12 protein-coding genes are annotated in these 14,088 nt (G+C 68.7%); 1 reads left to right on the top strand and 11 read right to left on the bottom strand.

The annotated features are described in order from the left end of the window. Window positions 1-115 precede the first annotated feature (115 nt). Window positions 116-769, bottom strand: a complete 654-nt coding sequence (locus A6745_RS07275; protein WP_231885950.1) for a ComF family protein — start codon at window positions 767-769, stop codon at window positions 116-118. Between the two features lie 248 nt (window positions 770-1,017). Here A6745_RS07275 and A6745_RS07270 point away from each other — a divergent pair, with 248 nt between their 5' ends. Continuing rightward, on the top strand, window positions 1,018-1,941 hold the full coding sequence (locus tag A6745_RS07270; protein ID WP_066125178.1) for a methyltransferase domain-containing protein: 924 nt from the start codon (window positions 1,018-1,020) through the stop codon (window positions 1,939-1,941). Between the two features lie 38 nt (window positions 1,942-1,979). Here the strand turns inward: A6745_RS07270 and A6745_RS07265 are convergent, their stop codons facing one another. The 10 genes from A6745_RS07265 to A6745_RS07220 all read right to left on the bottom strand — a co-directional run bounded on the left by A6745_RS07265 (window position 1,980) and on the right by A6745_RS07220 (window position 14,080). Further along, window positions 1,980-3,260 (bottom strand): YbdK family carboxylate-amine ligase, encoded by a 1,281-nt coding sequence (locus tag A6745_RS07265; protein WP_066125176.1) that lies wholly within the window; start codon window positions 3,258-3,260, stop codon window positions 1,980-1,982. A gap of 357 nt (window positions 3,261-3,617) precedes the next feature. After that, on the bottom strand, window positions 3,618-4,262 hold the full coding sequence (locus A6745_RS07260; RefSeq protein ID WP_066125174.1) for a nucleotidyltransferase family protein: 645 nt from the start codon (window positions 4,260-4,262) through the stop codon (window positions 3,618-3,620). Window positions 4,263-4,303: 41 nt separating this feature from the next. Next, complete coding sequence (locus A6745_RS07255) at window positions 4,304-5,773, bottom strand: TrkH family potassium uptake protein (protein WP_066125172.1); 1,470 nt, start codon at window positions 5,771-5,773, stop codon at window positions 4,304-4,306. A 96-nt stretch (window positions 5,774-5,869) separates the two neighbouring features. Beyond that, the gene (gene trkA, locus A6745_RS07250) at window positions 5,870-7,249 is read right to left on the bottom strand and encodes a Trk system potassium transporter TrkA (RefSeq protein ID WP_066125170.1); all 1,380 of its coding nucleotides are present in this window, start codon (window positions 7,247-7,249) and stop codon (window positions 5,870-5,872) included. Continuing rightward, complete coding sequence (locus tag A6745_RS07245; protein WP_066125168.1) at window positions 7,246-7,929, bottom strand: response regulator; 684 nt, start codon at window positions 7,927-7,929, stop codon at window positions 7,246-7,248. The genes trkA and A6745_RS07245 overlap by 4 nt, the downstream gene beginning before the upstream one ends. Window positions 7,930-7,940: 11 nt before the next feature. Next, complete coding sequence (locus tag A6745_RS07240; protein WP_066125166.1) at window positions 7,941-10,229, bottom strand: ATP-binding protein; 2,289 nt, start codon at window positions 10,227-10,229, stop codon at window positions 7,941-7,943. Further along, complete coding sequence (locus A6745_RS07235) at window positions 10,226-10,840, bottom strand: DUF4390 domain-containing protein (RefSeq protein WP_082852932.1); 615 nt, start codon at window positions 10,838-10,840, stop codon at window positions 10,226-10,228. The genes A6745_RS07240 and A6745_RS07235 overlap by 4 nt, the downstream gene beginning before the upstream one ends. Window positions 10,841-10,857: 17 nt before the next feature. Continuing rightward, complete coding sequence (gene rsmB / locus A6745_RS07230) at window positions 10,858-12,186, bottom strand: 16S rRNA (cytosine(967)-C(5))-methyltransferase RsmB (protein ID WP_156513326.1); 1,329 nt, start codon at window positions 12,184-12,186, stop codon at window positions 10,858-10,860. 134 nt (window positions 12,187-12,320) lie between these two features. Further along, window positions 12,321-13,001 carry an HAD family hydrolase gene (locus A6745_RS07225; protein ID WP_066125162.1) on the bottom strand — a complete coding sequence of 227 codons (681 nt, stop codon included), beginning with the start codon at window positions 12,999-13,001 and terminating at the stop codon, window positions 12,321-12,323. Window positions 13,002-13,114: 113 nt separating this feature from the next. Further along, window positions 13,115-14,080 carry a Bug family tripartite tricarboxylate transporter substrate binding protein gene (locus A6745_RS07220; protein WP_066125160.1) on the bottom strand — a complete coding sequence of 322 codons (966 nt, stop codon included), beginning with the start codon at window positions 14,078-14,080 and terminating at the stop codon, window positions 13,115-13,117. Between the last annotated feature and the right edge of the window lie 8 nt (window positions 14,081-14,088).

The following is a 14,088-nucleotide window of genomic DNA, read 5'->3' as shown; positions in this document are numbered from 1 at the left end:
CCGGCGGGCGCCTTGCCTGCCGAGTCCGCCGCAATCGCCAGGACATCCGAGGTGCCATTGCGCAGCGGCGCCCGGCCAGAGCTTCCACGCCGCCCGCGCCGTCCTCCCTGCGCGCTCAATCTCGCTGCGGCACCGCCGGCGTGCGCGCGGCGACCAGCACCGTCACGCGGGCAGCCCCCGCCTGCAACAGCACCCGCGCCGCCGCGTCCACGGTGCTGCCGGTGGTCATCACGTCGTCCACCAATCCCACGTGCAGGCCCGACAGCGAACGCCGGCACGCGTACAGGCCCAGCACCGCCGATTCGCGTTCACGGCGTCCCAGCGACGCCTGGCGGCGGCCGTCCTCGCGGCGCCGGTGCAAGGCGGTGCGCAGCACGGGCAGCCTCGCCTGCGCGCCCAGGGCCGCCGCCAGCTCGCCCGCCGGATTGAAGCCGCGCCGCCGCAGCGAGGTCCGGCTGGCGGGAATCGGCACCAGTGCCTGCACCGCGGGCGCATCCCCGTCCGCCGCCATCCAGGCGCAATACAACAGGTGCGCCAGGGCGCCGGCCATCACGTAGCGATGCTCGCCCTTGTAGCGCTGGATCAGGCTGTCGAAGGGCGGCTCGTAGTCGAACGCGGCCACGGCCTGCGAGAACGCTGGCGGATGCAGCAGGCAATCCACGCACAGGCACACGCCGGCGGGCAGGTCGCGCGGCAACGCCGCCGCCGGCAGGCGCAGGGCGCATCGCTCGCAACGCAAGACCTCGGGGTCCAGCACGCCATTCAACACGTCCTGCGCGCAGGCCTCGCACAGCCGTCCGCCGCGCGCGGCGCCCCCGCATGCGGGGCAGGCCGACCCTGCCCGGGCTGCCAGCCGCCTCCAGGCAAGACCCCATGCCCGTAAGGCACTACGCAGCGTATCGGCAAGCGGATGGGCAATAATGAAGGGCATCGGGCAGTCGTCGTCATCGCGCAAGCAGGCGCCAGGCCCCATCAGATCACGCAGACGCGCGCCCCGTCATGGGCAGCGCGATAGAAATGTCCCAGCCTTCCGCCCTGCCCACCCTTCCCCTGTCGCCCGAACATGTGATCCGCCAGTTCGCCCGCCGCGGCGACCTGTCCGACGCCCAGTTCCTGTATGGCGAGATCGCCCGGCGCATGCTCGGCCGCCTGCAGTACATCCGCCTGCAGCCCGCGCAGATGCTGGACGCGGGCTGTGGGGCGGGCGACAACCTGCCCCTGCTGCGCGAACGCTACCCGCAGGCCGCCTATACCGGCCTGGACGCCTGTGCGCCGCTGCTGGCCCATGCGCGCGGCCGCCATGCGCCGTCGGGTGTCGGCGCCTGGCTGGGCAAGCTGACGCGCGGCGGCAAGCCCGACACCCGCTTCGTGCAGGCCGACCTGGCCGCCAGCGGATTGGCGCCCGAGTCCCTGGACCTGGTCTGGTCCAACCTGGCGATGCACTGGCATCCCGCGCCGCACGCGGTGCTGGCCGAATGGCGCCGCCTCCTGCGCGTGGGCGGATTGGCGATGTTCTCGTGCCTGGGACCCGGCACCCTGCGCGAGTTGCGCCAGGCGCTGGCCGACGCGGGGCTGCAAACGGCCACGCCCGGGTTCGTGGACATGCACGACTTCGGCGACCTGCTGGTGGAGAACGGCTTCTCCGATCCCGTCATGGACCAGGAAGTGCTGACGCTGACCTACGAAACGCCGCTGCGCCTGCTGGAAGACGTGCGCGCGCTGGGCGGCAATCCCTCGCTGGGACGGCGCGCGGGATTGGCCGGCCGCGCCTGGCGCGACCGCTTATGCGAAGCGCTGGCGGCGCAGCGCGGGCCGGATGGCCGCATCGCGCTATCCATCGAAGTGGCCTACGGCCATGCCTGGCGGGCGGCCACGCACCGCGCCACGCCGGGCGAGACAAGACTGTCGGTCAGCGCGATCGGCGGGCGGCGTGGCGGATAGCCGCCTGTCTCGGACCACGGCAACCGCCACGCGCAAAGTCAGTGCAGCCGATTCTGCCAGTTGCGGGTGCCGGCCACTTCCGGGGTGGCCAACGCCTGCACATCGTGCGCCAGTGCGTCGTTCACCAAGGGATTATCTGTCAGGGGCTCCGACGTGGCGCGGATGCGGCGCCGCGCCGGCACCGGATCCACCACCTGCACGCCCTCGCGGCCATTGCGCCACGCGCGCGTCAGGGTCTCGACCAGCAGCGGCAGTTCACGCGCCCGGTTGAACTGGCCGCGCATCCAGCGCGCATCGTTGCCGCCGCGCTGGATCTCGTCGCGCAGCGCCACCAGCATGTCGGTGGTGCCCAGTTCGCCCGCGATGGGCATCAGGCGTTCCAGCAGTGCCCGGGCGTGATCCTGCAGGCGCACGCGCTCGCCGTCCGGCGTGACGTAGCTGCCGTGCAGGCCGAAGCGGCACGCCTGGAAGTGATTGCTGCGATAGGCCAGCCAGGCCTTGTCGCCCGGCGCCGGATCGCGCGACACCAGCACCGCCAGCGCCTGCGCGAAGGCCGCCAGTTGGCAGGCGCGCTCGACGGTCAGCGGCGTGTCGCACACGCGGATCTCGACCGTACCGAATTCGGGCTTGGGCCGGATGTCCCAGTACAGGTCCTTGATGCTTTCGGCCAGGCCGGTCGAGCGCAGTTGCGAAATGTGCGCTTCGAAGCGGTACCAGTCGGCCACGTCGGCCGGCATGTGGCCCGACAGCGGGAAGCTGTTGACCGCGTTCAGGCGGCAGCACGAGTACAGGGTATCGACCCCTTCGCAATACGGCGACGAGGCCGACAGCGCGATGAAATGCGGCACGTACGGCGACAGGCCGTGCACCATGCGGATGGCCTCGTCCCCCGAACTGACGCCCAGGTGGATATGCTGGCCGAACACCGTGAACTGGCGCGCCAGGTAGCCGTACATCTCGGCTAGGTACTGGAAACGGGGGCTGTCATGGATGGCGCGATCCTGCCAGCGCATGAACGGGTGGGCGCCGCCCCCCGACACCAGCACGCCGACGGCGTCGGCCGCCTCGCACAGCACGTCGCGCATCTCGCGCATCTCGGCTTGCAGCCCCATGGGGTGCTCGTGGACGGAGGAATTGAGCTCGATCATCGAGCGGGTGATCTCGGGTTTGACGCGGTCCGCGATGGGATGGTTGGCCAATTGGGCCAGCAGTTCATCCGAGGCGGCGGCAAGGTCGAAAGTGCCCGGATGGATCAATTGCAGTTCGAGTTCTATACCCAACGTGTTGGGGGCTGACGAGGTGAACGGGATCTGTTCCATCACCGGCTCCTAGAGGGTTGTGCTATGGATGCGCCGCGGGCGAAAGTCCGGAGCAGGCCGGGTGCCGGGGGCGTCTAGGGGAATGAAGGCATGATAGCCGCAGTTATGTGGCAAAACGCCGAACAATCGTGACAAATATCCGCAATGTCGGCCAAAACGTCGATATTTCGCCATCTCACTGATAGTAGTCACTTACACTCAAGGAAATATGCGGGTTCTGGGCCTGCACCTTGTGCGAAGCGAGTCGGCGCAAGGCTGACCGCTTTGGGTGGGAAACCGATATCTAGGGTTTTCCACTACCGTTCGACCCCGCTTTCGGGCGAAATCCGGCCCCCTCCGACGCGTTCCAGGCCACCGCTAGGCGCCTGGCCGCAGATCGGTGGGCAGGTCCACGTCGGCCAATATGCCCGGGTCGTCCACCGCGAGCCGTTTCACGCCATGCCGGTGCAGCACCTCTCGTGCTCCGGTGTCCCCCGCCAGCCGTGCCAGTTCGGGCCACAGCGCCGCCGCGAAGGCGACGGGATGCCCGCGCCGGGCCTGGAACTCGGGCGCCGCGATGAGATGCCCCCGGCTGTGCTGGGCAAGATGAAGGATGGTGGCGGGGCGCAGCCACGGCATGTCGCCCAGCGCCACCAGGCAGCGGTCCGGCCGTGGCTCGCCCGACGCAACGGCGTCTGCCTGCGGGGCAGGATTTGGCGGGTACTCCCGCAGCAATGCCGACGCCGCGGCGGCCAGGCTGGCGCCCATGCCCTGCCGCGCCGCCTCGTCCCGCAGCACGCGGCACCCTTCGGCGGCCAGCAGGCGGGCCAGCTCGGCGCCTTCGGGCCGCACCACGGCATGCACACGCGGCAGCACCGCCAGCAGCGCCTGGGCGGCCGCCACGGCCACCGGCCGGCCGTCGGGCAGGCGCGCCAGCAGCTTGTCCATGCCCGGCGCCTGGGCCGCATAGCGGCGGCCGAATCCGCCCGCCAGCAGGATGCCCACGCAATCGTCCACCCTCATGTCCGCTCTCCCGCCCATGCAGGGCCGTGCCGGCTGCTTGGCTACTTGCGCCAGAACATCGGCGTGAACAGCACCAGCACCGTCAGGAACTCCAGGCGGCCGATCAGCATGGCGAAAGTGCACACCCAGGTCTGGAAATCGTTGAGCGTGGCGAAGCTGCCCATGGGCCCCAGCGGCCCGAGGGCGGGGCCGGTGTTGTTGATCATGGCCATCACGGCCGAGAAGGCCAGCACCGGGTCCATGCCCGAAAGCATCAATATGGCGGTCAACAGGGCCAGCGACAAACCATAGACCAGCATGAACGCCAGTACGGAAGACATGACCCGCGAATCGATGACCCTGCCGTGGATACGCACCGGACTGACCGCGTGCGGATGCAGCATCGTCACCAGTTCGTTGCGCGCCTGCTTGATCAGCAGGATCACCCGGATGATCTTCACGCCGCCTCCGGTGGACCCCGCCGACGTGGCAAAGGCCGACAACAGCAGCATGGTCAGCGGCGCGAACAACGGCCAGGCGGTGTAGTCGACGTTGGCATAGCCGGTGGTCGTCGCCACCGATATCGTGTTGAACATGCCATAGCGCAACGCCAGCAGCGGATCCCTGTAGACGCCCTCGGCATACAGGAAGGCCGATATCAGCAGGCCCGTCCCGAGCACCAGCCCAAGGTACGGCAACGTCTGGGGACACAGCAAGTAGGCGTGCCCGCTACGCTGCCGCAGCGCGTTGAAGTGGGTGGCAAAGCTGATGCCCGACAGCAGCATGAAGACCATCGCCACCAGTTCGACCGCCACGGAATCGAAATGCGCGAAGCCCTCGTCCCAGGTCGAGAAACCGCCCAGGCCCATGGTGGTGGCCATGTGGCACCACGCCTCGAACCAGGGCAGGCCGACCGCCCGGTAGGCGAACAGGCAGATGATGGACATGCCGAAATAGACGGCATACAGCGCCTTGGCGGTGCTGGCGATGCGTGGCGTCAGGCGCTCGTCCTTCATGGGACCCGGGGTTTCCGCCCGCACGACCTGGTGGCCGCCCACTCCGAGCAACGGCAGGATGGCCACGGCCAGCACCAGAATGCCCATGCCGCCGATCCACACCAATGTGGCGCGCCACAGGTTGATGGACTCGGGCAGGTGCTCCAGCCCGGTCAACACCGTGGCGCCGGTCGACGTCAATCCGGACATCGCCTCGAAGTAGGCCTCGGTGAACGACAGCGGCATGCCCGCGTTGTGGAAGTACAGCAGGAACGGTATCGCGGCCAGCAGGGGCAGGCCGACCCACACGATCACGACCAGCAGGAAGCCGTCGCGGGCGTGCAGTTCGCTGCGCGCGTGCCGGGTACCCGCCCACAGCAGGCCCCCGATGACCAACGCCAGCAGGAAACCGCGCGAGAAGGCGTTCAGGCCGGCATCCCCGCCAAAAAAGGCGACGCCCAGCGGGATGAGCATGGTCAGCGCGAACACCAGCATGGTGAGGCTGAGCACATGGAAAGTCGCCAGCAGCCGTTTCATGCCGGCTCCGCCTGGCCACGGCGCAAGGCTCCGCGTGCCCACGCGAGCGTGGAATTCCAGGCTTCTTTCGCAACGGGGAGCGCCATGCCTTGAGCCTTAGAAGAACGAGGCCGAAACCTGGAACAGCTTCTCGACCTTCGGCATCTGCTGGCGCGAAGGCACGAACACCACCACGTGGTCGTCCTGCTCGATGACGGTATCGTCGTCCGGCAACAGGATCTCGTCGCCGCGCACCAGTGCGCCGATGCTGGCGCCCTTGGGCAGGCGCAACTCGCCGACGGCGCGGCCGACCACGCGCGAAGTGGACCGATCGCCGTGCGCCACGGCTTCCAGCGCCTCGGCCACGCCCTGCCGCAGGCGGTGCACGCCCACCACGTCGCCACGGCGCACGTGGCGCAGCAGCTCGCTCATGGTGGCCTGCGACGGGGAGACCGCGATGTCGATGTGGCTGCCCTGCATCAGTTCGCCATAGGCCTGGCGATTGATCAGCGCGATGACCTTGCGCGCGCCCAGCCGCTTGGCCAGCAGCGACGACATGATGTTGTCCTCGTCATCGCTGGTCAACGCCAGGTAGGTGTCCATGTCGTCGATGTTCTCGCGTTCGAGCAGCGCCTCGTCGGTGCCGTTGCCATGCAGCACCAGCACGTTGTCGGGCAGCTCGGCGGCCAGGTACAGGCAGCGCTTCTCGTCGCGCTCGACGATGCGCACGCTGTAGTTCTCTTCGGCCAGCCGGCGCGCCAGGCGCAGGCCGATGTTGCCGCCGCCGGCGATCATCACGCGGCGCACGCTTTTCTCGGCTTCGCGAAGCTGGCGCACCGCGCGTCGAGCATGGCGGGTGTCGACCACGATGACGACCTCGTCGCCCGGGGCCACCACGGTGCCGCTGCCGACGTGCAGGGGACGGCCGCCGCGCAGCACGTCCACCACGCGCGCGGTCACGTCGGGCCACGCCTCGCGCAGCTTGTCCACGGGCAGGTTCGCCATCGGGCTGCCCTGCCCCACCCGCACCGTGACCACGCTGACGCGGCCGTCGGCGAATTCGACCACCTGCAGGGCTTCGGGGAATTCGATGAGGCTGTGCAGATAGGTGGTGACGCTGCGCTCGGGACTGATCAGCGCGTCGATACAGAAGCCTTCGTCGCCCATCAGCTCGGGATGGTCGGCGAACTCGGGCATGCGGATGCGGGCGATGCGGCGCGGGACGTTGAACAGCTGCCGCGCGATCTTGCAGGCCACCATGTTGGCCGAGTCGGAGGCCGCACAGGCGATGAACAGGTCGGTATCGGCCGCGCCGGCGGCCTCCAGCACCGAGACCTGGGTGCCGTCGCCATGCAACCCGCGCAAGTCGTAGCGCTCCTGCAGATAGCGCAACTGGGCGGGGTCGGAATCGATGACCGTGATGTCGTTCTGCTCGGACACCAGGTTCTCGGCCACGCTGGTACCCACGCGGCCGGCGCCCATGATGAGGATCTTCATGTACTACGCTTGCGCGCGGACTCGATGCCCAATTGCTTGAGCTTGCGGTACAGGTGGGTGCGTTCCAGGCCCGTGCGTTCGGAGACCCGGGTCATGCTGTGGTTCTCGCGGACGAGGTGGTATTCGAAGTAGATGCGCTCGAAGGCGTCGCGCGCCTCGCGCAGCGGCTGGTCCAGCGAAATGCTGCCCAGTTGGCCGTTGGACACGGCGGGGGCGTCGTTGGCCTGGACGGCGGGCGCGGGCGTGTCGAGCTCGTCTTCCATCGGCAGCGCCGTGGCCGGGGCGGCATGCACGGCCGGGGCCGAATGCGGCGCGCGGCCACGCGCAAGCCCCGCGGCGATGGTTTTGAGCAGGCGCTGCAGCGTGATGGGCTTTTCCAGGAAATCCATGGCGCCGATACGCGTGGCCTCGACCGCCGTGTCGATGGTGGCGTGGCCGCTCATCATGATCACGGGCATGTCCAGCAGCCCTTGCGAGGCCCACTCCTTGAGCAGGCTGACCCCATCGGTATCCGGCATCCAGATGTCCAGCAGCACGAGGTCCGGGCGCATGCGCTGCCGCGCAGAGCGCGCCTGCGCTGCGTTTTCAGCAAGCTCTACCGTGTGTCCTTCGTCGTACAGGATCTCGGACAGGAGCTCACGAATGCCGATTTCGTCGTCCACCACCAGGATTCTGGCCATATACCTCTCACCTATTGCGTCGCCGCATTATCCTTTTCTTGACGTGCCGCGTCCATCATAGTATCGGATGGTTGCGCCAAGCGCGTCAGCAGGATCGATATGCGAGCCCCGCCCTCTTTACGATTGGCAAGATCGATGCGCCCTCCGTGCTCGTCAACGATCTTGCGAACGATGGCTAATCCTAACCCAGTTCCATGGGCCTTTGTGGTCACGTAGGGCTCGAAGGCTTTTTGCATGACCTGCGGCGGGAAGCCGGGACCGGTATCGGCGACGATGAAACGAACCGCGCATTGCTTCGATCCGTCGGGTTGTTCGCTCTGCACCAACTGCGTGGACACACGCACGCGGCCCGCGTCGCCCTGCTCGGCCACCGCATCGCGCGCGTTGGTCAGCAGATTGTGGATGACTTGGCGCAGTTGTGTCGAATCGCCCTCGATCTCGGGCAGGCCCGAGGCCAACTGCACGTCGAGGTTCAGCAGGCGCGGGTCTCCGCCGCTTTCGCCCCAGCCATACAGCGCCAGGACATCCCCCACCAGGGAGTTGAAATCCACCCGCTGCATCACCGCGGGCGGCGTGCGCGCATATTCGCGGAAGTCGTCCACCATCTGCTTGAGCGAACCGACCTGGTTGACGATGGTATTGGTCGCGCGCGTCAGCATCTGGGCGTCGGCGGGCTCGAGGCGATCCGCCAGCTTCATGGCCAGGCGCTCGGCCGACAGCTGGATGGGCGTCAGCGGATTCTTGATCTCGTGCGCCAGGCGGCGCGCCACCTCGCCCCAGGCCACGGTGCGATTGGCCGAGATGACCTCGGTGATGTCGTCGAACACCACCATGTAGCCGTTGCCGCGGCCATCGACGCTGAGATGCGTGCCGCGCGCCAGCAGCGCAACGGGCTCGCCCTGGCCGGGCCGCACCTCGAACTGCTGCTGCCAGTGGGTGCGTTCCGATCCCACCGCGGCGTGCCCGGCGAAAGCCTGGCGGATGACCTGCGCGAACTCGATCATGCCGTCGACCGTTTCCAGCGGCCGGCCGATGACCGAGCGCAGGTCCGCCTGCAGGATGGTCTGCGCGCCCTGGTTCACCGTGGTGACGCGGAACCCTTCGTCGAACACCAGCACGCCCGACGACAGGTTGGCCATGACGCTTTCGAGATAGACGTTGGAGCGTTCCAGCTGGCGCCGGTTGCTCTCGACCATCTGGCGGGCCTCGTCGAGCTGGCGGGTCATCGCGTTGAACGAGCGCGTCAGTTGGCCGACCTCGTCGCGTTCGGGCGGCTCGGGCAGCGGGCGGTAATCGCCCACCCCCACGGCCTGCGTGCCGGCGGCCAGCCGCAGCAGCGGCCGCACCAGGCGCTTGGACAGCGACAGGGCCACCGCAATGGCGCTGAACACGGACAGCAGCAGGGCCAGCGTCAGCGTGATGCCGTAGAGCTTGCGCAGCCCCAGCCGGGACAGGGCAAGCTCCTGGTAGTCGCGAAAGCCCTGCTGCACGCGGTTGGCGTTGTGGGCGATCTGCTCGGGCACGGGCTGCACCAGTTGGAGCCAGCGCGGCTCGGCGGGGCCGCCCAGGATGCCCTCGATGCGCGCGGGCACGGCCAGCGGCACCACCACGCGCAGGTGCAGGCTCGCATCGGCGTCGGACTTGACGGGATCATCGGCCTCGGCGGCCGAATAGTTGCGCGCCATGCGCAGCTGGTTCAGCACGGCGGGCGGCGGCGTGGGCGGCAACAACTGGCCGTACTGGTTGGTGGAGAACGCCAGCGGCCTGCCGCTGCCCGTGAACACCATGGCTTCCTGCACGCCATTGTTCTCGCGCAGGCGGGTCAGGGTCAACGGAATGTCCGCGTCGTTCAGGTTGCTCAGCTCGGAGGCCATGCCGCGCGCGCGGGCATCCAGGTCGGCCAGTTGCGAGTCCAGCGCCGCGCGGCCCAGGTTCAGGCCGGCCTCGAGCGCGCTGTCGACCCGCACGTTGAACCACGACTCGATCGAGCGCGACATGAACTGCACGGACAGTACGTAGATAAGCGCGCCCGGCACCACGCCGATCAGGGCGAAGGCCAGCGCGAACCGCGCGGTCAGCCGCGCCCCGAACTGGCGACGCCGGATCTGGCGCGCCAGCCGCACCGTCAGCGCCACGACCCAGACGAACAGGGCGAAGGCGAACACGCCGTTGAGCACCAGCAGGGTGTCGTAGTAGCGCGCGAAACGCGAGGCGTTGCCCGTCGACCAGGCCAGCAGGCCCATCAGGGCCAGTCCGCTGATCCCGCCGACGATGAGGGCGATGCGAAGGAAGCGTCTCATGAGGGATCGTGGGGCGATCGCGACAGCGAAAAGGAGAAGTCGGCCCAGGGGGTGGCCGGCGACCAGGAGCTGCTGTTCAGCGCATTGACCTGGAACGGCCGGGCCAGCATCGAGGTATCCAGCCGCACCCGCAACTGGCCGCTATAGCGCACGTCCGGATCGAGCTTGTCCGTGCCGATGACCTGCCAGTGGCGGATGTTGCGCACCATTTCCATGGCCTCGTCCAGCGAGGACACGGGCAGCGACAGTTCGTCCACGCCGGCGCGCCACTGCCGCGTCAACGCGTTGTAGACGATGCGCCAGGTCAGGCTGGTCTCGACCTCGGTACGGTCCAGCCACCACCAGCGGGCCCGGGTGATGACCACGTCGGCGGTGAAGTACAGCGGCACGCCACGCTGGGCGGCGTCGCGCAGTTGGTCGTTGAGCTCGAACTGCACGTCGGCGTCGATCTCGAGCTTGCCGTCACGCACCACGGGATCGATGCGCGTCACATGGGGATCGGCGGCATGGACGACCTGGCCCACACCCACCAGCGGCAAGAGCACGATTGCCAGCAACAGCAAGGAAAACAAGCGTGAAATCATGAGTTTGCAGCGTATGCGCGCGGACATGACCTATTCTTGGGGATTCAGGACTGCTTGGCAAACAACGCGTAGAAAAATCCATCGCGCTGCTGCCCGGGTGTTGCGCCGATGGCAACCGGCAGCAACTGGCCGGGCGCGGCCAGGCGCTGCGCGTCGGGATGCCGGCGCGCGAAGGCCTCGGCCTGCGCCTCTCCTTCGGCCGGAAAGATCGAGCAGGTCACGTAAAGCAGGCGGCCACCCGGGGCCACCGTTTTCCACAACGCATCGACGATGCGGGACTGCAGCCGGGCGGTGCGGGCCACGTCGTCGGCGCGGCGCAGCCAGCGGATGTCGGGATGGCGGCGCACGATGCCCGAAGCGGTGCAGGGCACGTCGGCCAGCACGGCATCGAAGGGCTTGCCGTCCCACCATGCCGACAGGTGGGAGGCGTCAGCGGCGGCCAGCTTCACCCGGTCGGACGCCAATCCCAGGCGCTGCAGGTTCTCGCCGACGCGCTCCAGGCGTTGCGCATCGGTATCCAGCGCCAGCAGTTCCACATCGGCCAGTTCCAGCAGATGGGCCGTCTTGCCGCCCGGCGCGGCGCAGGCGTCCAGCACCCGCATGCCGTCACGGGGCGCAAGCAGCGGCGCGGCCAGCTGTGCGCCGGCATCCTGCACCGACCACCAGCCTTGCGCGAAACCCGGCAGTTGGGTAACGGGCCGCGGCTGGGCCAGGACCAGGCCATCCTGCGCCACGGGCGTGGCCGCGAGGCCCTGGGCCTGGAAGGCGTCGAGCACCGACTGGCGCGTGGCGCGCCGCCGGTTGACCCGTAACGTCAGCGGCGCCGGCACATTGGCCGCCAGCAGCAGTTGCTGCCACTGGGCGGGATAATCGTGGCGCACCTGCTCGATCCACCAGTCGGGATGGTTCCACTGCACGCGCGGCAGTTTCGCCACCGCGCGCTCGAGGGCCTCGTGCTCGCGCAGGAAACGGCGCAGGCAGGCGTTGAGCAGGCCCTTGTAGGTGACCAGTTGGCGCGAATTGGCGACGGCCTCGACGGCCTGGTCGACCACCGTATGCGGCGCATAGACCGGCATGCCGGGCACGGGGTCCTGGCCCGCCGGACGCAGCAGCGTCAGGGCGGTGCACAGCAGCGCATCGAACAGCGCACCGGGGGATTTGCGCACCATCTCGGCGGCAATCTCGTCGGCCCACCCCATGTAGCGCATGGCGTGGAAGGCCAGGGCCTGCGCGCTGGGCCGCAGCGGCGCGTCGATACGCGCCAGCGCCTCTGTCAGGGAATCGCCCTCGCCCACGGCCTGCACGGCGGAAGCGGCGGCCAACAAGGTACGGGACAGGGGCGGCGCCCAGGAACGGGCTTCGGAAGACGGCAGGGACATGGCGGGAAATGCTTATGCAAGACCGCTATGGTAGCTGGAGCGCGGGCCGGCTGGCCGACGCGAGGCGTGCGGCAGGCAGAAATCCACCGCGCCGGGCCGCCCGCGAGGGGCACGGGCCCGGAATTGCGTCAGGCGGCCATTTCGTCACCGGCCATCAGCTCGGCGTAGGTGTCGAAGCTGGCGGCAATGGGGTAATCATGCACCAGCGGACTGCCGTAGCCCGAGCGGAAATACAGGAACGGCACGCCGGCGCGGCTGGCCGTCTGCGCGTCGACGTGCGTGTCGCCCAGGTAGGCCCCCTCGGCGGGCGCGGCGCCCAGGACCTGCAAGGCCTGCAGCAGGGGCAGCGGGTCGGGCTTGGGACGCTCGACCGTATCGCAGCCGGAGACGTGGTCGAAATACCGCAGGATGCCGGTCTGCCGCAGGGCCTGCAACGCGGGCGCGTGCCTCTTGTTGGTGCATACGCCCAGGCGCACCCCGCGCTGCCGGCAATCTTCCAGGAACGCGATCAGGCCGGGATACGGCACCGAGCTGCGATGCGCGCGGGCCTCGTAGTGGCGGCCATAGGCGGCGATGACCGCCGGGTAGTCGGACTCGGGCACGCCGCGGTCGGCCATCATCGAGGTCAGCGCCGCCGGAAACGCGCCGTACAGGTTGGGCAGCACGTAGCCGGCCGGCAGCGCGGGATGGCCGCATTCGATCAGGCCATCGCTCATGGCTTCTCGGATGTCCGTCAGGGTGTCCAGCAAAGTGCCGTCCAGATCGAAGACGATGGCCTTGCGGCCGGCAAGCAGGGTGGCGGGAGTCATGGGTCGGCAGGCGGCCGCGCGGGGCCGGATCAGGCGTGGGGCGTAGGCACTATTGAAACACGGCCGTGCGTCCACCCAGTGACAGGCCCCCGCCCCCGGAACCCGCGCACGGCTCAGTCCAACTGGATGTCCGCGTGCCGCACGACCTCCTGCCACCGCCGGGTGTCGGCCTCGATGAGGGCCCGAAGCTCCTGTCCGCCGCCCGCCAGGGGTTGCGCGCCCTGCTCTTCCAGCATCTTGACGAAGGCGGGATCGCGGGTGATGGCCGTGACGGTCTGCTGCAACTTCTGCACGACGTTCGGCGGGGTGGACGCCGGCGCCATCAACGCCGACCACGATTCGGTCTCGGCGCCTTTCACCCCGGCTTCGGCGAAGGTGGGCACGTCGGGCAGGGATGCGACACGCTTGTCGCTGGCCACGCCCAGGATGCGGATCTTGCCGGACTTCAGATAGGGCTGAACGGTGGGCAGATTGACGAACAGCACCTGGATCTGCCCGGCCAGCAGGTCCGTGGCGGCCGGCCCCGCCCCCTTGTACGGCACGTGCGAGAACTTCACCCCCGCCCGGTACATGAACAGCTCGCCCACCATGTGGTTCACCGACCCGATGCCGGCCGACCCCATGTTCAGCTTGCCGGGATTCTGCCTGGCGTACCGCACCAGTTCGTCGATGGTCCTGGCGGGAGTATCGGCGGACACGGCCAGCACGTTGGGCACCGTGGCGAACAGGGCGATGGGCACGAAATCCCTGGACGCCGAGTACGGCAGGTTCCTGCTGACCAGCGGCTGGATGACCTGGTTGCCCATGGTGGCGTACAGCAGCGTATAGCCATCGCCCCGCGCCTTGGCCGCATAGCCGGCGCCGATGTTGCCGCCCGCCCCTGGCTTGTTGTCCACGATGACGGGCTGCCCCAGCGCATCGGACATGCGCGTGGCCAGCATGCGTGCGGTCAGGTTCACGGTGCCGCCCGGTGCGAACGGCACCACCAGCTCGATGGCCTTGCTCGGATAGGCGGCCTGGGCCTGCACGTTGAAGCAGGCGCCCGAGAGCATGGCAAGCGCCGCATAGCGTTTCCACATGATGTTTC

Origin of the sequence: Bordetella ansorpii (genome assembly GCF_900078705.1) — a bacterium.
GTDB classification, from domain to species: Bacteria; Pseudomonadota; Gammaproteobacteria; order Burkholderiales; family Burkholderiaceae_B; genus Bordetella; species Bordetella ansorpii_A.
The sequence above is the reverse complement of the archived record's forward strand: the minus strand, read 5'-3'. Positions and strand labels throughout refer to the sequence as shown.

Excerpts from the sequence above, each read along its gene's own strand:
- A6745_RS07225 (WP_066125162.1), bottom strand. The coding sequence starts at position 13,001 with ATGACTCCCGCCACCCTGCTTGCCGGCCGCAAGGCCATCGTCTTCGAT.
- trkA (WP_066125170.1), bottom strand. The coding sequence starts at position 7,249 with ATGAAGATCCTCATCATGGGCGCCGGCCGCGTGGGTACCAGCGTGGCC.
- A6745_RS07235 (WP_082852932.1), bottom strand. The coding sequence starts at position 10,840 with ATGTCCGCGCGCATACGCTGCAAACTCATGATTTCACGCTTGTTTTCC.
- A6745_RS07220 (WP_066125160.1), bottom strand. The coding sequence starts at position 14,080 with ATGTGGAAACGCTATGCGGCGCTTGCCATGCTCTCGGGCGCCTGCTTC.
- A6745_RS07260 (WP_066125174.1), bottom strand. The coding sequence starts at position 4,262 with ATGAGGGTGGACGATTGCGTGGGCATCCTGCTGGCGGGCGGATTCGGC.
- A6745_RS07240 (WP_066125166.1), bottom strand. The coding sequence starts at position 10,229 with ATGAGACGCTTCCTTCGCATCGCCCTCATCGTCGGCGGGATCAGCGGA.
- A6745_RS07245 (WP_066125168.1), bottom strand. The coding sequence starts at position 7,929 with ATGGCCAGAATCCTGGTGGTGGACGACGAAATCGGCATTCGTGAGCTC.
- A6745_RS07255 (WP_066125172.1), bottom strand. The coding sequence starts at position 5,773 with ATGAAACGGCTGCTGGCGACTTTCCATGTGCTCAGCCTCACCATGCTG.
- A6745_RS07270 (WP_066125178.1), top strand. The coding sequence starts at position 1,018 with ATGTCCCAGCCTTCCGCCCTGCCCACCCTTCCCCTGTCGCCCGAACAT.
- A6745_RS07265 (WP_066125176.1), bottom strand. The coding sequence starts at position 3,260 with ATGGAACAGATCCCGTTCACCTCGTCAGCCCCCAACACGTTGGGTATA.